Genomic DNA, 20,427 nt, shown 5'->3' on the forward strand with positions numbered 1-20,427 from the left:
CAAAATCCGTTATAAACGGCCACCAGATTTATGGCTTAAAAATCATCAAAAATATGATTAAGATGAAATGAAAATATTACCTATTCATCTCATTGTGCCTAATGATAATTATGTCATAATATTAAAAAATAAATTAGGCGCTATTACTGTATGATAATAAACGTAGTACTCATTGATGATCACGTCATCGTCCGTTCTGGTTTTGCTCAACTCCTTAATCTTGAAGATGATATACAGGTTATTGCGGAATTTGGTTCTGCTCGTGAAACACGACAAAAAATGCCCGGACTAAATGTTGATGTCTGTGTTATTGATATTTCTATGCCTGAAGAAAGCGGTTTAGCCCTCTTAAATGATATTCCCTCTGGCATTCCTTGTATCATGCTAAGCGTGAACGATTCTGATTTAATCATACGTAAAGCGTTTGAATTAGGCGCTAAAGGCTATTTAAGTAAGCGTTGTAGCCCTGATGAATTAATCCAAGCCGTTCACACCGTCCATGCCGGTGGTTGTTATTTACCTCCTGAGCTTGCCATCAAATTAGTGACACCCAATACACATATGCCATCAACCCAGCTCACCAAACGAGAACTGGAAGTGTGTGAATTATTAGTCTCTGGTTTAGAAACAAAAGAAATTGCTGAGCGCTTAGGACTGAGTTTCAAAACCGTGCATGTCCACCGCGCAAACGCGATGGGAAAACTGAATGTGAAGAATAATGTTGAACTTGTCAATTTTTTCCATGCGCACGCTCAATAAAAAAAGTGCGATTTTTTTGACCGCACTTTACAGTATATTCGGCATTTTTTGTGGCAATTTCTGCCTATGGATCATTAGTGATTATTTACTTAACGATCCCATATTAGCATTGTTTTTTCTTCCCTGTTCGTTACGTTTAGGGATCGTGCTACATATACCACGTCGATTTTGGGCCATTCCGTATGTTTGTGAATGGTTACTTATTGGTTTATTGTGGCACACTTATCCTAACTTATCTGTTCAATGGCTCTATGTCCTCAGTCTACTTTCTTATCTTGTATGCTTTAAAGCCTTTCCCTATTACACAGGCACACAATGGCAAAAGCTTAGCTTACAAGGTGGCTTTATTTTTATCATTAGTCTACTGAATGCGAGCTTATTAGCGCCAACAAATCACTTTGGCTATACTTTTTTAGTGAGTTTAACCGGCGGCTTACTTGTCGTACCCGCCTGTTATTTAATCTATGAATACCTATTTAAGCATCGTTGGATTCCATTAACCGCAGATTTAATTCATAAACCGATTTCCCTACGCACACGGCATATTTTTATTTATCTCTTTCTTTTTATACTGAATATTTATATTCAAACCACCCTACCTTCCGAATTTATGCGCTTTGCCATTTTTTGTCTTGCTATTCCTATTATTTTATTAGCATTTCATTACGGTTGGCAGGGCGCATTATTAGGTACTTTATTGAATAGTATCGCCCTGATTGCAACCAGTCATGGTTTTTCCAATGTCGAAATGACCGATTTACTACTCTCTTTGTCTGCCCAAACTGTGACAGGCATTTTTTTAGGTCTAGCCATTCAATATCAACGCGATCTCAACCACAGTATTTCCATAGAATTAAGTAAAAATAAGTGGCTCACCACACAATTAATTGATACCGAAGAAACTATTCGTAAAGAAATCGCACGTGAATTACATGATGAAATCGGCCAAAATATTACGGCCATTCGCACTCAAGCCAATATTCTCAAGCGCCTTAAACAAAGTGAGGCCACCACAAAAGTCGCCGATTTAATTGAAGCACTTTCTCTCAATGTGTATGACACCACAAAAAGCTTATTAAATCGCCTACGTCCAAAATCCCTTGACGATTTAGGTTTACAGCAATCTATTCAAGATCTCTTCCTCACGCTCGGTTTTGAAAAACAACATATCCAAACCGATTTTGCTTGGCACAACCCTCAGGACGTCATACTCGATCACGTCACTGAAATGACTTTATATCGTCTATGCCAAGAGAGTTTAAATAATATTATTAAACATGCTCAAGCAAGTCATATAAAGCTTTCATTATCTGTCACAAATAGCATTTTTCTCAGCATTGAAGACAACGGTATCGGCATGGACCCAACCCATTACTTCAATGGTTTTGGCATAAAAGGAATGCGTGAACGTGTAAAATTGCTTGGTGGGGATTTCCAGCTCCACGCCGAACTCGGGCAAGGCACGATAATAACAATTCGGTTACCTCTAAGATGAATATCAGCACACAAAATCAACAATATCAATATTGGCGAATACATTTAATGATCGCCATGTATATCGGTTACGCTGGCTTTTACCTCACACGAAAAAGTGTGAATTATGCCGTCCCTGCCTTAATTTCTGATTTAGGGATCAGCAAACAAGATATCGGCTTAATGGCCACGTTGTTTTACTTAACTTATGGTATTTCAAAATTTATATCAGGCATGTACTCAGATCGCACCAATCCACGCTATTTTATGGCGATTGGTTTAATGATGACAGGCATAACCAATATTCTTTTCGGTTTATCCAGCTCTATTTTCGTTTTTACTTCGTTGTGGGTCATCAATGCTTGGTTTCAAGGTTGGGGTTGGCCGCCATGTTCAAAACTATTAACAACATGGTATTCCCGCACCGAACGTGGACATTGGTGGGCAATTTGGAACACTGCGCATAATGTAGGTGGCGCACTAATTCCTCTTATCGTCGGCTACCTTACCTTACACTACAGCTGGCGGCATGGCTTAAGCATCGCCGGTATTATCGCGCTACTCATTGGTTTATTTTTATTATGGCGCCTACGTAGTACGCCTGAAAGCATGGGATTACCCAGCGTTGGACAATGGCGTCAAGATCCCCTTGAATTAGCGCAAGAAAACGAAGGAAAAGATCGGAGTTGGCGTGAAATCTTACGAGATTATGTCTTTTTAAATAAATATATTTGGCTACTCGCCTGTAGCTACACTTTGGTTTATATCGTACGTACTGCCATCAACGATTGGGGAAATATTTATCTCACTGAAAACTATCACTATAACCTCGTTGAAGCCAATACCGCTTTATCTTTATTTGAAATAGGGGGTTTTGTGGGCTCACTTGTCGCAGGTTGGGGATCGGATAAACTTTTTTCCAGTAATCGAGGGCCAATGGCACTATTATTCGCTATTGGTATTTTCTTCTCTATCACCGCACTTTGGCTCATGCCGGAAGAGCAAAAATTATTACTAAGCTGTCTCTTTTTTGCCATTGGCTTTTTCGTCTTTGGCCCACAAATGCTAATCGGCATGGCCGCCGCTGAATGCGCCCACAAAAAAGCGGCAGGTACAGCCACAGGCTTTGTCGGCTTATTCGCCTATCTAGGTGCAGCCCTAGCAGGCTATCCCCTTGCAATTGTGATGCAGTATTTCCATTGGGACGGCTTTTTTGTTGTGATCGCCTGCGCAGCTTCTGCGATTGGATTGTTACTCCTGCCTTTCCTAAGAGTCCAAAATTAAACGCAAAAAGTGCGGTCAGAAATAGATTATTTTTAGCTTTCTATGACCCATTACACCGCACATTCATCGCTTATACCATCTTCTTTAACTGGTACAAATAAGCTAAAGCTTGTTTTGGGCTGAGTTCATCAGGATCTAAATTTTCTAACATATCCCATATGACATTTTTATGGCTATCGTCTTCCATCAGCGGTAATTCTGCTTGATTTTGAAGAGATTGTTGTCGATCTTGTACAAGCACATTTTGGTTAGAAACTTGCTCCAGTTGATGCAATTTTTGTTTGGCTAATTTAATGACTGCCTGCGGAACGCCCGCCAAACTGGCCACCGCTAACCCGTAACTTTTGCTAGCCGCCCCTTCTTGTACGGCATGCATAAACGCAATTGTTTCGTTATGTTCTAAAGCATCTAAATGCACATTTGCGCTGCCAGCTAATTGTTCTGGCAAGACTGTCAGTTCAAAATAATGTGTCGCAAACAGTGTTAATGAACGCACTTTTTTTCCTAACCATTCTGCACAAGCCCACGCTAAAGACAAGCCATCATAAGTTGAGGTTCCACGTCCAATTTCATCAATTAACACCAAACTTTGTGCTGTTGCTTGATGTAAAATATTGGCCATTTCCGTCATTTCTACCATAAAAGTAGAGCGCCCTGAAGCTAAATCATCAGATGCCCCTATTCGGGTAAATATGCGATCAATAGAACCAATTACCGCACTTTCTGCGGGTACAAAACTGCCAATATATGCCATGAGTGTAATCAAGGCGGTTTGTCGCATATAAGTGCTTTTTCCGCCCATATTCGGGCCAGTAATAATCAGTAAATGGCGCTGATCATGCAATTGAACAGGATTTGCGATAAACGGATCTTTCAATACTTGTTCTACAACCGGATGACGACCATTTTGAATATCAATTTTCACTTCATGACTAAAAGTTGGCATAACATAATTCAACGTATCCGCACGCTCTGCTAAGTTCGTTAACACGTCCAGCTCAGCTAATGCCATGCCTGTACGCTGTAATGGGCCTAAGTGCGGTAGGATTTGGTCAAAAATTTCCTCATACAGCTGTTTTTCTAAAGCCAGGCTCGCGCCTTTCGCCTTTAATACCTTATCTTCATACGTTTTTAGTTCAGGAATAATATAACGTTCAGCATTTTTTAACGTTTGACGGCGTACATAATGGATGGGCGCTTTATGGGCTTGGCCTTGACTAATTTGGATATAATAACCGTGTACTGCATTAAAGCCGACTTTTAAGGTATCAATCCCCGTCGCCTCACGTTCGCGTATCTCCAGTTCTTCTAAATAACGTGTTGCCCCTTCCGATAGTTCTCGCCACTCATCAAGTTCAGCGTGATAACCTGGCGCAATCACTCCGCCGTCACGAATTAATAATGGGGGAGAATCAATAATTGCGCGTTGTAGCAAATCTAATAATGCTGGAAATTCCTCAATTTGTGCGGAAAGTGCGGTTAATTTCGGCGAATTTTTTAAAATTGGTACAATAAAAGGGAGTTGCTCCAATGCTGTGCGTAAACGTGTGAGATCACGCGGGCGTGCTGAACGCAAGGCTACACGTGCCAAAATCCGCTCAATATCCCCAACTTGGCGCAATAACGGTTGTAGCGCCATAACGAGATCTAAATCTAACAAAGCTTGAATAACTTGTTGACGCATTTGTAATTTTTCGACTTGGCGGATCGGTTGGTGAATCCAACGTTTTAACAAACGGCTCCCCATTGGAGTAATACAATGATCTAACACCGAAGCGAGTGTATGTTCCGTACCACCAGCCAAATTCTGTGTTAATTCCAAGTTACGTCGTGTGGCCGCATCTAACAAAATATTATCGCTATTTTGCAATAAACTAATGCTTTGAATATGTGGCAGAGATGTGCGCTGAGTTTCTTTGGCATAATGTAATAAACAGCCCGCCGCACAAAGCCCAAGAATCGCTTTTTCGACCCCAAAGCCACGTAAATCTTTGGTGCCAAATTGCTGATTTAATAATTGTATTGACGTCCCTAATTCAAATTCCCAAATCGGACGACGACGCAATCCCTTATAATTACTGAGTAATGCCATATCCTCAACATCTTCACAATACAGAATTTCCACCGGCGCAATGCGCTGTAATTCTGCTTGCAAACTCACCGCACTTTCTTGCTCACTCAGCTGAAAACGCCCAGAGGTCATATCTAATGTTGCGAGGCCAAAACGTGAGTTTTCCTGATATACCGCCGCAATCAAATTATCTTGTCGCTCAGGCAGCAAGGCCTCATCACTCACAGTACCAGGTGTCACAATACGCACCACTTTTCGTTCCACAGGCCCTTTTGACAGTGCCGGATCCCCGACTTGTTCACAAATCGCAACCGATTCGCCTAACTGAACTAATTTCGCTAAATATCCTTCAACGGCATGATAAGGCACACCCGCCATTGGTATAGGCTGTCCAGCAGATTGACCACGTTTAGTCAACGAAATGTCTAGCAATGCTGCGGCTTTTTTGGCGTCATCGTAAAATAGTTCATAAAAATCCCCCATGCGATAAAACAGCAAAATATCTGGGTTTTCTGCTTTAAGTTGTAAGTACTGTTGCATCATTGGGGTGTGGTGTGCATTTTGGCTCATAAAAAATATCTTTTTGGAATGAAAATCACAATTTTGACTTATTCTAACAAAAAATTTTGTGAAAAAATAAAAATTCGCTTGATACTGTATTCACATACAGTATAATACCTCCCAATATAAACCACAGAGTTAAGATATTTTGAGGTCCATATGGCTAAAAACAACAGTGCTAGCAGCACAAAAACAGTAAAAGTCGGCACACCAGAAGAAAAAGAAAAAGCACTCGCAGCCGCCTTAGGCCAAATTGAAAAACAATTTGGTAAAGGATCCATTATGAAATTAGGCGACACTCAAACTCTTGATGTCGAATCAATTTCTACCGGTTCTTTAAGCTTAGATATCGCCTTAGGAATCGGTGGCTTACCAATGGGGCGTATCGTAGAGATTTATGGGCCGGAATCCTCAGGTAAAACGACCCTGACTTTAGAATTAATTGCACAAGCACAAAAAGCGGGTAAAACGTGTGCATTTATTGATGCTGAACATGCTCTTGATCCAATTTATGCCACTAAGCTCGGTGTACAAACTAAAGAATTATTAATTTCTCAACCCGATCATGGAGAACAAGCTCTTGAAATTTGTGATGCATTAGTGCGCTCAGGGGCTGTAGATGTGATTATTGTAGACTCTGTGGCTGCCTTAACACCAAAAGCAGAGATTGAAGGCGAAATGGGGGATTCTCATATGGGTCTACAAGCTCGCTTAATGTCACAGGCGCTACGTAAATTAACCGGAAATATTAAATCAGCCAACTGCCTAGTCGTATTTATTAACCAAATTCGTATGAAAATTGGCATGATGTTTGGCAACCCTGAAACCACTACAGGGGGGAACGCATTAAAATTCTATGCTTCCGTTCGTCTTGATATCCGTCGCACAGGTTCAGTCAAAGAAGGCGATCAAGTCATTGGTAATGAAACACGCGTAAAAGTAGTGAAAAATAAACTCGCGGCCCCGTTCCGCCAAGTTGATTTTGATATTTTATATGGTGAGGGTATCTCTAAAAACGGAGAATTACTGGAACTTGGTGTTAAACAAAAATTGGTTGAAAAATCCGGTGCTTGGTATGCATATAACGGCAGTAAAATCGGGCAGGGTAAAGCCAATGCACTAAAATGGCTCACTGAAAACCCTGAACAGGCCGATGAATTAGAAGCCAAATTACGCGCAGAATTATTAGCGAATCCCGAAGCATTAGCCCATAATGCGGATATAACTGATGAGAACGCTATCAATGACGTTGATGAGTCAGATTTAGACTTCTAAACATAACATATTCTCCCCGACTCGTTAGAAGGGGAGAATATCCACTTCAATAAATCGCATTAAATTAATTTCGTTAAACGATTTAAATCACTCAAAATTGCGCCCGCTGTCATCGCTTTCCCCGAACTTGGACCGTGAATCACTAAAGGATTATCCCGATACCACTGGCTTTTAATCATAAACAGATTTTCGCCAGGCAACGTTTTCGCGATATTATCTTCAGGATCAATCGCCTCAAGTTGAATCGTGGCTTGATTTGGCGCGTGGAACCGCGCAATGTAGCGTAATACTAAACCATCTTCTTGCGCGGCTTGATAACGTTGATAAATATCATCATCGACTTGACTTAATTGTTCAAAAAAATCTGTAATCGAAAGATCTGCTAGCTGCTTTGGAATCAATCCATGACACTTCACAGTATGATTATCTAAGGCATAGCCAGCAGAACGTGCAGTAATCACAAGTTTACGCAAGGCATCATAACCGAATAAGTCTTCTCTTGGATCACGTTCCATCAAGCCTTGTAACCAAGCCTGTTCCACCAATTCTGAAAACGGTGTCGAACCGTCATATTGATAAAATAACCAAGCTAAAGAGTTTGAAAACGTGCCTTCAACCGACAGAATTTTGTCACCACTTTCCACTAAATCATGCACAATAGTTGTAATTGGCAGGCCGCTTCCCACTGTTGCATTATATAGCCAATAACTCCCCGCAAGGCTAAATGCTTCCTCAATTTGATGATAACGCCCTAACGGAAATGCCGCCGCTCGCTTATTTGCACTCACTACATGAAACCCATGCTTTGCATAATTAATATAATGTTCTGCGATAAAATCGCTGGCGGTAATATCCAATAACACTAACTCATCAAAAGGGTGTAAGCTCAACCAATTGAGCAATTCTGCCGGTTGTAACTCTTTCGCATGCTGTTCAAAAAGTTGATCAAGGTGATTCACAGTTAAATGAGATAAGCCTTGATAATCTAACCAGGCTTTTTGGCTGGCCACAATGCCCATTAGAGTGAAATCAAAATGGCTACGTGCCGCCATTTTTTCTCTCTCTTGTTGATAGAGCTGTAACCATGTTTTCGCCACTTCGCCTTTCCCTAATACCACAAGCCCAATGGTTTTGTGGGCGCGAAATAAATCATCATGTACGTTCTTTAATAATTCTCGTGTCACCGGCTGTCTCAAAATAGCCACAACACTAATATTCTGTGGTGACTGCCAAATCAGCTCAATAGGTTGATTTTTAATTTGCTGAAAAAACCGCATCATCTGCAAGGAGTTTTGACAGATATTCGCCCCTATAATACCTAACATCGCTAAGTCATATCGAATAGACGTAGATTCTGTTGGCAAAGGCAATCCTTTGAATTTTATAAAAATATCATCAATTAATTCATTCGGATAAACTAATTTCAACGTGCGCTCGTTTTCATCTAGAGACAGTGCCATTGGATTGAGTTGGAGCTGCTGCAACCAAGTATAAAATTGGTTTTCCCATTGTTTAATATCTTGGCTCAATGGAATTACCAGTTCAATCAACCCTATTTGATTATGATGAGTCACAATTTTCCCTTGCGCAGAGGAAGCGAGTAAATGCTCGACTTGAGTAAACCCTTTTTCGGGCTCTCGCGTACTACGCAAACGCAATTTCAACATCGCTTCACTCACTGGCTGCAAGCTGTTAGGGTGCAAAATAGGCGCTGACAAGCGAGCCAATTCTGTTGCTTCATCTAATCTCAACAAGGATAGAAGGGAAGCATTTTTGACTAAATTTGGATCTGCACTATATACGCCAGCAATTTCCCCCCAAATCGTTACCTGCTCAATATCTGCTAATGCGGCTGTTTTCGTTGCGGAGTAATCTGCACCATGCCGCCCCAGCAAGACGGTTTCGCCCGCATCATTTTGGCTGATATAACCGCTAATCACTAAGTATTTATCCGCATGCTCCGTTAAAATAGGTTGTAATTTTTGTTGGCTAGGTACGGTTAAGAGTGTCGGTAACACATGGCGCTCAGCTGTCAGAAAACGACGTGCATCAATGAACTCTGCGGGCATTCCCTGTTGATTCAAATAGGCGGTTAATAAACGTGCTGCCCATATTTCACCATGTCCCACAATTTCAGCATAGGTGGCCTCTGTCAGTGTTTGGTCTAATCGTGCTGAGAGGGTTAGAATATCATCTAAAAATGGCAAAGTGACACTTTCTGGTTTTTTCAATAACGCTGAGGCATGAATAAGGTATTGATGACGAATCATCTGTAAAGTGCGGTTCGCTTCAACAGGATTTTCTTTCGATAAATTCACCCAATTCATTAATAATGATGTGGTGTTTCCCATTGCTGATACAACAATTAAATCATTCGGCTGACCGTATTTTTTGAGCAAACTCACAATACGTTTAATACCATCAGCATCTGAAAGCGTTGTCACGCCAAATTTATGTAATTGTCTATTCATAAACTTACCTTATTCATATCGGCTATCCGAATAATTGCTTTTTAAGCATGATATGCCACTTATTTTACCACTGTTCATTCAATTTAGAAAAAGCAAGCTAGACGTCTAGATTGTTATTTTTTGTTTTTTTCTTTAGAATATCCACAATTTTCATATTTCTTTAGGATAACGTTATGGCAAACTGGGACGGAAAATATATTAGTCCTTATGCAGAGCATGGCAAAAAAAGTGAACAAGTCAAAAAAATCACCGTCTCTATTCCCATTAAGGTATTAGAAATTTTGACTAACGAACGGACTCGCCGTCAAATTCGAAACTTACGCCATGCAACGAATAGTGAGTTGTTATGTGAGGCATTTTTGCATGCTTTTACTGGACAGCCTTTGCCAACAGATCAAGACTTACTCAAAGACCGCTCAGATGAAATCCCTGAGCAGGCGAAAACCATGATGCGTGAAATGGGTATTGATCCTGATACATGGGAGTATTAGGCAAAAAACTCTGCCAAAAATAACCGCGCTTTTAATCCCCATTTACTCGTTAACCCCGTTGTTGCAAACAGCATTCTACCGTTTTTGACTGCAATGATGGTTGGGGTAACAGAGACTTGCCAGTGTTGAGAAATTTGTCCAAGGGGATCATTAACAGTTGTGAAGTGATATTGATGCTCAGCCAAATAGTGCTGAACCGCAGCATTATCGCCGGATCGCAAAGCAACTGTGACCACCGGTATACCTGAATCTGATAATTCGTTTATCATTGGCGATGTCAACCGGCAATAGCCACACCATGTTCCCCAAAAATAAACCAACGTTGGCCGCTCATAACTCATTTGAGCGAGAAAAAACGGACGTTGTTGCAAATCATGCCATAATATTTGGTCCGCTTGTTGTGGAATTTTAGGCTGGCGCCACCAATCTAGCGCAAAGCTCGCCCCTTGCACGATAAGTAATAGAAATATGGCATTTTTCAGCCCTTTTTTGAATGAAAATAAATGGAAAAACGACCGCACTTCTATTCCTTATTCAGTTAATTATTTGGTATATCGCGTAATATTGGCTTCATCAAAAGCTAATTTCACTTTCTCGGTTATGCCATAATAAACGCCCCAATAATCTGCCGTTCTCACCCAAGGGCGCACAAATAATTGAACACAATTGGTTGTCAATGCACCCACCACAATGAGCGGCGCCGGATTCGTTAATATTCGTGTCTCTTCCTCAAGGCATTTTTTGATAATCTCTTTAGCCTGTGCAATATCCACATCGTAGGCAATATCAAATGTTAAATCAACACGTCGCGTTTGGTTGCGCGAATAATTTGTAATACGATCCGCAAAAACTTTACCATTCGGCACTAATACCGATTTATTATCCCCTGTCCGTAATTCTAAAACCAATAGACCAATTTGGCGGACACTCCCTGCCGTCCCACCGGCTTCGATATAGTCTCCCTTACGAAAAGGTTTAAAAATTAAAATCATCACACCCGCCGCAAAATTTTGCAGTGAGTTTTGTAAGGCTAAACCAACTGCTAACCCCGCAGCACCAATTAAAGCGACTAAAGAGGAAGTATTAATCCCGATTTGAGAAAGCGCTGCAATAATGACAATCAGCAAAAAGAGAAAATAGCTAATTGAAGTCACGAAGCCTTGCAACATGTCATCTTTACTTGAATGACCAACGGCTGTGCCGAGCACGCGGCTCAATACTCGCGCTAAGGATTTCCCCACTAAATAAATGAGAATGGCAAAAAGGATTTTTGTGCCATAAGGGATAACCCAATCTGTTAAAAAGGAATGGAGGTTCATATGCTCCAATTGTTCCATAATCGCAGAAATTTGCGCTTGAATATCCATTTTTTCTGCGCTTTGTGTCGTATTTGTTGCCACTGCATTTCCCCTTTTATCGTTGAATGAAAACACAATTTTAACATATACGATTAGGCTTGTTACATAAAGAACGCAAAAATACGCTGCAGCGCCTGTTCTCGCACACAATCACGTTCAAATAGCACTTCATGCTTTGTATCGGTGATACGCCAAAGTTCTCCTTTGGGTAAAAGTGAAGTTAATTTAGGCAAGTCTTGATTATTCACAATTTTGTCTTGATCCGACTGTACAATCAGCACAGGGATTTCAATACGAGGTAAAATCTGTGGTAACTGCTTAATGGCGTTTAAACAAAGATGTACCCAACGAAAGGTTGGCCCACCTAATCGAATAACCTTATTTTTACGTTGAATTCGATTATGCCATTTCATGCGTGTTTTACAGAAACTCAGATCATTGTGGTCTAAATGGGCTGGTTTATAAGAGGTTTTGCCGAAGACATAACGTTTTCCTTGTCCAAATAATATCATTAAATTGATTGCTAACTCGTCGATAATTGGGCGCTGCAATAATAAACCAAAAAAAGGCGCAGAAAAGACCGCACTTTTTATTTGATGATCATAATTTGCCAGATAAAAACTACTAATCAATGCCCCCATAGAGTGAGCCAGCAAATGTTGGCTTTGATACGGAAAAAGTGCGGTCACATTTTCAATAATTTTATGCATATCTTCGGCGTAAAAACGAAACTCATCGATATACCCTTTTTCAGGATCCGCAAGCAAACGCTGTGAATAGCCTTGACCACGATGATCAAATACAAGAACATCATAACCCTGATGATAAAAATCAAAAGCAACCTCAGTCCATTTCAGCATGTTTTCCGCACGGCCATTAACAATAATCAATAATTTACGGACCTCCGGACTATCATGGGTAAAATGCCGATAAGCAATCGAGACATGGCGCTGCCCTTGAAGATACTGAATGGGGAATTGCTCTGCAAATGGTAATAAAGTTTTGAGTGCAAATTCGCAAAATTGAGGTTCTCGTATCATATTAAACGCTCATCGTGATCGTGCATTATTCCGATTTTTGTGCCATTTTGGCTGCAACTTTTGCCAAAAACTCCGCTTCTGTAATTTTAGGCGTGTCATTAGCCAAAGCATAATAATTCGCCTTTTTATCAATAAACAGTTGTGCAGCTAAGGAGAAATCAGGTTCATCAAAAATACCTGCAGCCACATAATAATCATTACTCCCCAATAGATGTACATATAATGGTGTGCCACAATTTTTACAAAACGCGCGACTTGCCCACGGAGAAGATTGATAATGGGTAATATGCTCGTCCCCAGTGGTCTGAATGCCCTCACTATGAAGGGAAAACGCAGCGCCGCCTCCCGTTTGCTTACGGCAAATCCCACAATGACAAGCATTGAGTGCTTTATTAGAATGTGCCGTTAATGTAACCGCTCCACACAGACAATGACCTTGCATAACATTCCCTCACAAAATAAAAAGAGTATTAATAAATCGGGGTGTGATCCCCACACCCCATTTTCATTTAAACGACCAATTGTTTTAAAATACGACGAATTGGCTCTGCCGCTCCCCATAATAATTGATCCCCTACAGTAAAGGCCGCTAAATATTCAGGCCCCATATTGAGTTTACGCAAGCGACCGACAGGGATACTCAATGTGCCTGTGACTTTCGCCGGTGTTAATTCACGTAGGGTCGTTTCTTTGTCATTTGGAATGACTTTCACCCATTCATTATGAGCAGCAATAATTTGTTCAATTTCCGCCAATGGTAAATCTTTTTTCAATTTAATGGTAAAGGCTTGGCTGTGGCAACGTAATGCACCGATACGCACACATAAACCATCTACAGGAATTGGCGCATCACTTAAACCTAAGATTTTGTTGGTTTCGGCATAACCTTTCCACTCTTCTTTCGTTTGGCCACTGTCTAATAATTTATCAATCCAAGGAATCAATGAACCACCTAATGCCGCCCCAAAGTTTGCCGTTGGGAAGTCTTCTGCGCGCATAGTTGCGGTGACTTTACGTTCAATGTCTAAAATAGAAGAAGCCGGATCCGCTAGCTCAGGTTTTACCGCATCACGCAATTCGCCCATTTGTTCGAGTAATTCACGCATATTTTTTGCGCCTGCACCAGAAGCTGCTTGATAAGTGGCAACCGATACCCACTCCACCAAATCTTTTTCAAACAAACCGCCGATTGCCATCAACATTAGGCTTACCGTACAGTTTCCGCCGACAAAGGTTTTAATACCGTTTTTCAAACCATCAGAAATCACATGTTGATTCACTGGGTCGAGTACAATAATAGCCTCTTTTTCCATACGTAATGCTGAAGCGGCATCAATCCAATAGCCTTCCCAACCTGCAGCACGCAGTTTTGGATATACGGCATTAGTATAATCACCCCCTTGGCAAGTCACGATAATATCTTGAGTTTTTAATGCCTCAATGTCATTAGCATCGAGTAATACACCGGCTTCCTTGCCCCCAAATGATGGCGCTTTTTGTCCCGCTTGTGAAGTGGTAAAAAAAGTTGGCGCAATATTCGCAAAATCCTGTTCTTCAACCATTCGATCCATTAACACTGAACCAACCATACCGCGCCAGCCAACAAAACCTACTTTTTTCATGATACTTTCCTTTTTTAGTTAAAATGCGAAATGTGTTTACATAACTCATTAATTACAAGATATATCATATAAAATCAAGCAATTTTCAAAAAAAGTTGAAAAAATTCCATGAATATAAAAAAACGCACCAAACGGTGCGTCATCAATTAATTTAATTTTTGTAGCTGTTTCACATCGATAGTGGTTTTTTCAAAACGCTCATTATCAATTTCACCATAAATACGAACTTTATCTGTAGGATTTACCGTTTGATTACGCCAAACATCATCATCAATTTCAGCTTTAATCGTACCTGTATTATCTTGGAACAAGTAATCATCATCGCCCAAACGTTTAGCAATGGTTCCTTCAATGCTTACATAGCTGTTATCTTTTGCTTTTAATGCTTGCGCAACGGTCATTTGTTGCACTTGACCGGCAAACCCACCATTGTTTTGTCCATTATCGTTAAAATTTGCAAATGCTGTTGTTGAAAGCGCTAAAAGTGCGGTAACAGTTAATAATTTTTTCATAAAGATTTCCTAAATTTCCTAAATCAGTGAATAATAACACAAACCACATTGTGTGCTTTGATGAGTTTTATTATAGTCATAAATATTAAGAGAATATTAAGAAATCTAACATTAGCAAAATTAAGGTGACATTATGGCCGATCCACATATTCAATCCCCGATGGACATTTGGGATTATCTTACCGTAATCATTTACCGCACAGGCTTTGTCATTGCGACACTTTCCGTCGCACTACTGCCCTATTATCCACGTGCAGAACTCGGTATTTTACTTGCTGCGAGCTGCTGTGCTTCCTCATTACACATTTATCTCAAGCAATTTCGCTTGCTACTACAAATGGCAACATGGACCGCCTTAATCCTCTTTGTTTTCGGCTTTCCAAATCTTGCGTTAGATGGGGCTTTTGTCACCTTAGGTGGGTTATGTTTTAAAGAATATTATTGTTTCAGAATACCCGGATTAAACGCTCAAAGTGTATTTTTTGCTTTGTTATGGTTATGCCTCCAAGCCCATTTTATGATTGGTGTTCAAATTCTATCTCTCATTATCGCCGCCCTTTTACTCCTCTTGAGCATACAAAAATGGCGCATGCCTTTACATTTTGATATTGGCGATAAGCGTAAATACGAAGTCTAAGGCTATGCCTAAAAAAAGAAGAAAGTGCGGTGCATTTTCTTCTTTTTATTGCCTACTGGGGACTAAGCAATCCCAGTCGTCACCTCAAAACATCGCGTTTCATGTGGTTTAAGCATAATCAAACTCCCTGATTGTTTGGCTGCTAAAAAACCTTCTGGACGACAAGTTGCCGGCAGAACAAAAGCCCCCACTTGTTGATCCTCATTATATAAAATCCAACGAGTCGCATAATTAAATTGTGCCGAAGAAAAACGTGTAACGTAACTATGCCCAGCCGGTGAAACCATTTTATACTCTAAATGCGCTTGATATTGCTGTAAGTTATCCATAAAAAACACGATTTCAGGATTATACAATGCATCATTTTCTAAGCCGTTTAAAGTATGTTCACCTTGTTTCAATTTTTCATTGAACGCTAACCACTGAGCAGTAGGCGTAACATGTGCCGGAATGCTTTCACGTAAAACTATCGCACTGTCAGGGATATTTTGACTAAATGTTGCTCCGTGTTCATAACAATAATTCATGTGGCACATATATTGTAAAGGCATGTCTACATTCGCGAGGTTCGTGACTTGCATACGTATATCAAACAAAGTACTGTGGGAATGTAACATAACTTGAGGTTCCGCAAGATAGTGGTCCCCAAATCCTTTCACATATTCAACGCTGCCACCAACACCAAGACGATTATCTTCAAGAATTAACCACGCCTTATCCATAGGCGCACAAGGCATTTCACCATGCAAAGCATGATCATCATCAGGACTTGGACAACCATTACGGATCAAACCAGAATGAAAAGCGAAACAACCATAAGTATCAATAATATTATTCCCCCATTTGGGTTCGGTGAACATGTTCTTCATTTTCAGATTATGTCCTCGAAATTCCGCTTCCCAAATGATTTGGCCATAGAAAGGTAACACAGTGATAAACCCTTGACTATTTGATAGGTTAAGCCCTTCGATACCACTAGAAAATTTGAAACTTGTTACGGTAAATTCCCCATTGCGAAAGATAATTTGTGGTTTTTCAGAAAACTGTTGTTTTGATAAATAAATGTAGCTAGACATATTCCCTCCTGATTATTGTGTTCTATACTTATCAAAGAAGTAATAACCCACATACACAAAACAAAATAACGGCACAATAAATGCAAGCTGCAATGAGCCGAGTACATCTGAAACATAGCCATGAATCGCAGGAACAACGGCGGCACCGATAATCGACATCACCACCACAGCGCCCGCAACTTCGCGATGTTCTTGTTCAACGGTTTCTAACACTGAAGCATAAATCGTTGCCCAACAAGGCCCAAATAATACGCTCGCGAAAATGGCCGCATAAACCGCTGAGAAATCATGGATAAACGCAGTATATGCCAAGGCGATAACCCCCAAAATGGAATACCCAAGTAGCACTAACTCAGATTTGAACTTAGTCATTAAGAAATTGGCTACAAATTTACCCACAAAAAATCCAATAAAACTATATACCATAAAATTTGAGGCCTCCCGTTCATTCATGTCGCTTAGCGTCAGCGCTAAACGAATCGTAAAAGACCACACCGCCACCTGCATTCCCACATATAAAAATTGCGCGATGATTCCTTTCTTAAACGGTGTATTTTTGGCTAAGTACTTTAAAGTGTCGATAAAATGAATATCTTTTTTATTGAGGGTATCTTGCGCTGTTTTGCATTTAGGGAATTGAGTGATTAAAAACAATAAAGTCACACCAATGAGCACAAAAATCAGATATTTATAGGGCTGTAACGTATGTTCTAGCATGGCCAATTTAAAGTCATGAATTTGCTCAGGTGTCATACCAGCCATTTGCTCATGCAAACTCGCCCCTTCTTGGAAAATAAGATATTTTCCTAACAAAATACCGGCAATCGCGCCTACAGGGTAGAAAGTTTGGCTGATATTAAGCCTTAATGTAGCATAATCTTTATGGCCAATCATTGAACTATAGGTATTCGCCGCAGTTTCTAAGAAACTTAAACCAATGGCAATAGAAAAAATTGCCGCTAAAAACATCGTATAGGTTGCCATATGCGAAGCAGGATAGAACATGGAACAGCCCACAATATACAGTGTTAACCCAATAAGTATTGCAATTTTATAGCTGGTTTTTTTAATGACTAATGAAGCTGGAATGGCGATGAGAAAATAGCCACCATAAAATGCACTTTGCACTAATGCACTCGCGAAATCACTGAGCGTAAATACACTTTTAAACTGGGTGATGAGAATGTCATTTAAGCTGGCAGCCGCGCCCCAAAGAGGAAATAAGCAAGATAATAAAATAAACTGGAAAAGCGGTGTTCTATTTAAATAACCATCCGGCATTTGAATGATATTTTTCATAAACTCCCCCTAACATTGATGTTGTTGTTTCAATTGTTCAAATTGATCTTTATTTGGGTAAGAAGATTGTGTGCCCTGTCCTGTTACGCTATATGCCGCAAATAAAGACGCCATTTTCATTGATTCTGCAATATCGTGTGATTGGATATAGTGATAAGCAAAACAGCCAATAAACGCATCTCCTGCGCCACTCGTATCCACCGCCTTAACCGGATAAGGCTCAATAAAGACTTTCTTATCCTCCGTTAACCAAACAGCCCCTTTATCCCCTAATGTGACAATCAAATTTTTTAACCCTTTAGATAAGAGCACACTGGCAGCCGCTTGAATTTCCTCCATGCTTTGTACCGGTAAGCCCGTTAAAATTTCAAGTTCCGTTTCATTCGGCATAAAAAAATCACAATGACAAGCATAACGAATATCTAAGGTTTTACTTGCTGGTGCAGGATTTAAAATCACTTGAATACCATGTGAATTGGCAAAATCAATGGCGTAATAAACAGTTTCTAACGGAATTTCGAGTTGTAGAATAAAGAGTTTACATTGTTTTAACTGCTCTGCTGCGCGATCAATATCAGCAGGCTTTAAATATTGATTTGCCCCTTTGATAATTAAAATCCGGTTTTGCGAGGATTGATCCACAAAAATAGGCGCAACACCGCTAGACACTCCCTCTACGGATTCGACATAGTCCGTATTAATCCCATATTGTTTCAAATTTCGAATAGTGTTTTCCGCAAATATATCATCGCCCACTTTAGTCAGCATCATAACCTTTGCCCCTAATGTCGCTGCAGCAACCGCTTGGTTTGCCCCTTTACCACCACAACCCATTTTGAAATCAGGCGCTTCTAAGGTTTCCCCCATTTTCGGCATATCATTAATATACGCGATAAGATCAACCATATTTGACCCAATAACAGCAATATCCATTGTTACCCTCCTAATGATAATAATGTTATTAAAATAACAAATAATAATAAAAATACTATATAATAAATAAAATGTTAAAAAAGTTACACAGATCACAGTTTTGAAAAATTCATGGTGTATGATATAAATAAACCTGAAATAATCTCAAAGAAGGAGAAGAGATATGCAAGTAGAAAATATTGCGCAATACATTGATCATACGGCTCTAACTGCGGAAAAAAACGAGCAGGATATTATTAAATTATGTGATGAAGCACTAGAACATCAGTTTTACTCTGTTTGTATTAACCCTTGTCATATTCCATTAGCAAAACAAAAACTACAACATAGCAATGTGAAAATTTGCACAGTCATTGGATTTCCATTAGGTGCAAACTCCACTGCGGTGAAAGCATTTGAAACCCAAGATGCGATTAAGATGGGCGCAGAGGAAATCGATATGGTCATCAATGTAGGCTGGATTAAATCGGGTAACTGGCAAGGCGTGAAAGAGGATATTGAACAAGTACTTAAAGCCTGTAACGGTGTATTGCTCAAAGTTATTTTAGAAACCTGCTTATTAACCAAAGCAGAAATTATTCAAGCATGTGAAATTTGCAAAGCATTGAATGTGGGATTTGTTAAAACATCAACAGGTTTTAATAAGGGCGGCGCCACTGTTGAAGATATCGCCCTAATGCGCAATACTGTCGGTCCTCATATTGGGGTGAAAGCTTCTGGTGGCGTGCGTGATAGTGCAACCGCTATGGCGATGATTAATGCTGGCGCGACCCGTATTGGTGCCAGTGCAGGGATTGCGATTGTTCACGGTTTGCAGGATAATTCCAGTAATTATTAACCATTTTAGGGATTAGCCATGGACAATAAAGTAAGTGCAAGAATCCAAAAATTAGAATTTTTGCTTAAGCAGATGGATAAAATCCATCTGCGTGATGCGGCTGAAATTTTAAATGTTTCAGAAATGACCATTCGACGCGATCTGAATCAACAAAATAGCGCACTCGTTTTATTGGGAGGGTACATTGTTAAAGACTCACAACACGTTAATCCCCATAATTACTTCATTCTAGAACAACAAACCAAACATATTGCGGAAAAAATGGAAATTGGGAAAAAAGCGGCAGCTTTAGTGGAGGAAAATGATATTATTTTTTTCGACTGCGGCTCGACTATTCCTTTTATTGCCTCGCAAATCCCCAATGACATCAAATTTACAGCCGTTTGCTGTTCAATAAATACCTTTATGATTTTGCAGGAAAAAAGCCAATGTGACGTTATTTTGTGTGGGGGACAATATTCACGCAGCAACTCCTTCTTTTCACCTATCAGTGTCGCAAATGAATTAAAAAGTATTTGCACCTCTAAAGCCTTTATTTCCGCCGCTGGGGTTGATGAAAAACACGGTGTCACATGTTTTAATTTTGATGAAGTAAAAATCAAACATCAGGCAATGGCAAAAGCCAAGCAAACTATTCTAGTCTTTGATCAATCGAAAATAAATAAAGTACAAAAAGCCTATATTGGTGAATTAGATGAGTTCGATGTAGTGATTTCACAGTAAAAAT

The 20,427-nt window shown here is 40.0% G+C and carries 19 protein-coding genes; 8 read left to right on the forward strand and 11 right to left on the reverse strand.

Features of this window, described 5'->3' with window-relative positions; genetic code table 11:
* The first annotated feature begins 150 nt into the window (after nucleotides 1–150).
* Genes uhpA through uhpC form a run of 3 tightly spaced genes read left to right on the forward strand, consistent with a single transcriptional unit; the run spans nucleotide 151 to nucleotide 3,516 of the window.
* Complete coding sequence (gene uhpA / locus CVP05_RS02080) at nucleotides 151–759, forward strand: response regulator transcription factor UhpA (protein WP_341476350.1); 609 nt, start codon at nucleotides 151–153, stop codon at nucleotides 757–759.
* Complete coding sequence (gene uhpB, locus CVP05_RS02085) at nucleotides 719–2,254, forward strand: signal transduction histidine-protein kinase/phosphatase UhpB (protein WP_243389190.1); 1,536 nt, start codon at nucleotides 719–721, stop codon at nucleotides 2,252–2,254. Before uhpA ends, uhpB begins: the two co-directional genes overlap by 41 nt.
* The gene (uhpC, locus tag CVP05_RS02090; protein ID WP_100287913.1) at nucleotides 2,251–3,516 is read left to right on the forward strand and encodes an MFS transporter; all 1,266 of its coding nucleotides are present in this window, start codon (nucleotides 2,251–2,253) and stop codon (nucleotides 3,514–3,516) included. Before uhpB ends, uhpC begins: the two co-directional genes overlap by 4 nt.
* A 70-nt stretch (nucleotides 3,517–3,586) precedes the next feature.
* Here uhpC and mutS read toward each other — a convergent pair whose 3' ends face one another.
* Nucleotides 3,587–6,157: a DNA mismatch repair protein MutS gene (mutS, locus tag CVP05_RS02095; RefSeq protein WP_100287914.1), complete on the reverse strand. Its 2,571-nt coding sequence runs from the start codon at nucleotides 6,155–6,157 to the stop codon at nucleotides 3,587–3,589.
* A 150-nt stretch (nucleotides 6,158–6,307) separates the two neighbouring features.
* Between mutS and recA the strand changes: the two genes are divergently transcribed.
* Nucleotides 6,308–7,423 carry a recombinase RecA gene (gene recA / locus CVP05_RS02100; RefSeq protein WP_100287915.1) on the forward strand — a complete coding sequence of 372 codons (1,116 nt, stop codon included), beginning with the start codon at nucleotides 6,308–6,310 and terminating at the stop codon, nucleotides 7,421–7,423.
* Between the two features lie 59 nt (nucleotides 7,424–7,482).
* Here recA and metL read toward each other — a convergent pair whose 3' ends face one another.
* On the reverse strand, nucleotides 7,483–9,894 hold the full coding sequence (gene metL, locus CVP05_RS02105; RefSeq protein ID WP_100287916.1) for a bifunctional aspartate kinase/homoserine dehydrogenase II: 2,412 nt from the start codon (nucleotides 9,892–9,894) through the stop codon (nucleotides 7,483–7,485).
* 173 nt (nucleotides 9,895–10,067) lie between these two features.
* Between metL and metJ the strand changes: the two genes are divergently transcribed.
* On the forward strand, nucleotides 10,068–10,385 hold the full coding sequence (gene metJ, locus CVP05_RS02110; protein WP_100287917.1) for a met regulon transcriptional regulator MetJ: 318 nt from the start codon (nucleotides 10,068–10,070) through the stop codon (nucleotides 10,383–10,385).
* Here the strand turns inward: metJ and CVP05_RS02115 are convergent.
* The 6 genes from CVP05_RS02115 to CVP05_RS02140 all read right to left on the reverse strand — a co-directional run bounded on the left by CVP05_RS02115 (nucleotide 10,382) and on the right by CVP05_RS02140 (nucleotide 14,917).
* Entirely contained in the window at nucleotides 10,382–10,906 is a 525-nt protein-coding gene (locus CVP05_RS02115; RefSeq protein ID WP_207761340.1) for a protein disulfide oxidoreductase, read from the reverse strand. The genes metJ and CVP05_RS02115 overlap by 4 nt on opposite strands.
* A 21-nt stretch (nucleotides 10,907–10,927) precedes the next feature.
* Complete coding sequence (locus CVP05_RS02120) at nucleotides 10,928–11,722, reverse strand: mechanosensitive ion channel family protein (RefSeq protein WP_423739118.1); 795 nt, start codon at nucleotides 11,720–11,722, stop codon at nucleotides 10,928–10,930.
* 122 nt (nucleotides 11,723–11,844) lie between these two features.
* Nucleotides 11,845–12,783 carry an alpha/beta fold hydrolase gene (locus tag CVP05_RS02125; protein WP_100287918.1) on the reverse strand — a complete coding sequence of 313 codons (939 nt, stop codon included), beginning with the start codon at nucleotides 12,781–12,783 and terminating at the stop codon, nucleotides 11,845–11,847.
* A gap of 25 nt (nucleotides 12,784–12,808) precedes the next feature.
* Nucleotides 12,809–13,225 carry a GFA family protein gene (locus CVP05_RS02130; RefSeq protein ID WP_100287919.1) on the reverse strand — a complete coding sequence of 139 codons (417 nt, stop codon included), beginning with the start codon at nucleotides 13,223–13,225 and terminating at the stop codon, nucleotides 12,809–12,811.
* Nucleotides 13,226–13,292: 67 nt separating this feature from the next.
* Nucleotides 13,293–14,405 carry an aspartate-semialdehyde dehydrogenase gene (gene asd, locus CVP05_RS02135; protein ID WP_100287920.1) on the reverse strand — a complete coding sequence of 371 codons (1,113 nt, stop codon included), beginning with the start codon at nucleotides 14,403–14,405 and terminating at the stop codon, nucleotides 13,293–13,295.
* Nucleotides 14,406–14,551: 146 nt separating this feature from the next.
* On the reverse strand, nucleotides 14,552–14,917 hold the full coding sequence (locus CVP05_RS02140) for a NirD/YgiW/YdeI family stress tolerance protein (protein ID WP_100287921.1): 366 nt from the start codon (nucleotides 14,915–14,917) through the stop codon (nucleotides 14,552–14,554).
* Between the two features lie 133 nt (nucleotides 14,918–15,050).
* On the opposite strand from CVP05_RS02140, the gene CVP05_RS02145 reads away from it, so the two are divergent.
* On the forward strand, nucleotides 15,051–15,554 hold the full coding sequence (locus CVP05_RS02145) for a DUF2301 domain-containing membrane protein (RefSeq protein ID WP_100287922.1): 504 nt from the start codon (nucleotides 15,051–15,053) through the stop codon (nucleotides 15,552–15,554).
* 62 nt (nucleotides 15,555–15,616) lie between these two features.
* Here the strand turns inward: CVP05_RS02145 and CVP05_RS02150 are convergent, their stop codons facing one another.
* Genes CVP05_RS02150 through rbsK form a run of 3 tightly spaced genes read right to left on the reverse strand, consistent with a single transcriptional unit; the run spans nucleotide 15,617 to nucleotide 18,862 of the window.
* Nucleotides 15,617–16,630: an aldose 1-epimerase family protein gene (locus CVP05_RS02150; RefSeq protein ID WP_100287923.1), complete on the reverse strand. Its 1,014-nt coding sequence runs from the start codon at nucleotides 16,628–16,630 to the stop codon at nucleotides 15,617–15,619.
* 12 nt (nucleotides 16,631–16,642) lie between these two features.
* Entirely contained in the window at nucleotides 16,643–17,929 is a 1,287-nt protein-coding gene (gene fucP / locus CVP05_RS02155) for an L-fucose:H+ symporter permease (protein ID WP_100287924.1), read from the reverse strand.
* A gap of 9 nt (nucleotides 17,930–17,938) precedes the next feature.
* Nucleotides 17,939–18,862: a ribokinase gene (rbsK, locus tag CVP05_RS02160; protein ID WP_100287925.1), complete on the reverse strand. Its 924-nt coding sequence runs from the start codon at nucleotides 18,860–18,862 to the stop codon at nucleotides 17,939–17,941.
* A gap of 163 nt (nucleotides 18,863–19,025) precedes the next feature.
* On the opposite strand from rbsK, the gene deoC reads away from it, so the two are divergent.
* Both deoC and deoR read left to right on the forward strand, forming a co-directional pair.
* Nucleotides 19,026–19,700 carry a deoxyribose-phosphate aldolase gene (deoC, locus tag CVP05_RS02165; protein ID WP_100287926.1) on the forward strand — a complete coding sequence of 225 codons (675 nt, stop codon included), beginning with the start codon at nucleotides 19,026–19,028 and terminating at the stop codon, nucleotides 19,698–19,700.
* Nucleotides 19,701–19,718: 18 nt separating this feature from the next.
* Nucleotides 19,719–20,423: a DNA-binding transcriptional repressor DeoR gene (deoR, locus tag CVP05_RS02170; RefSeq protein ID WP_100287927.1), complete on the forward strand. Its 705-nt coding sequence runs from the start codon at nucleotides 19,719–19,721 to the stop codon at nucleotides 20,421–20,423.
* The last annotated feature ends 4 nt before the right edge of the window (nucleotides 20,424–20,427 follow it).

The organism is Conservatibacter flavescens (genome assembly GCF_002795425.1).
Taxonomy (GTDB): Bacteria; Pseudomonadota; Gammaproteobacteria; order Enterobacterales; family Pasteurellaceae; genus Conservatibacter; species Conservatibacter flavescens.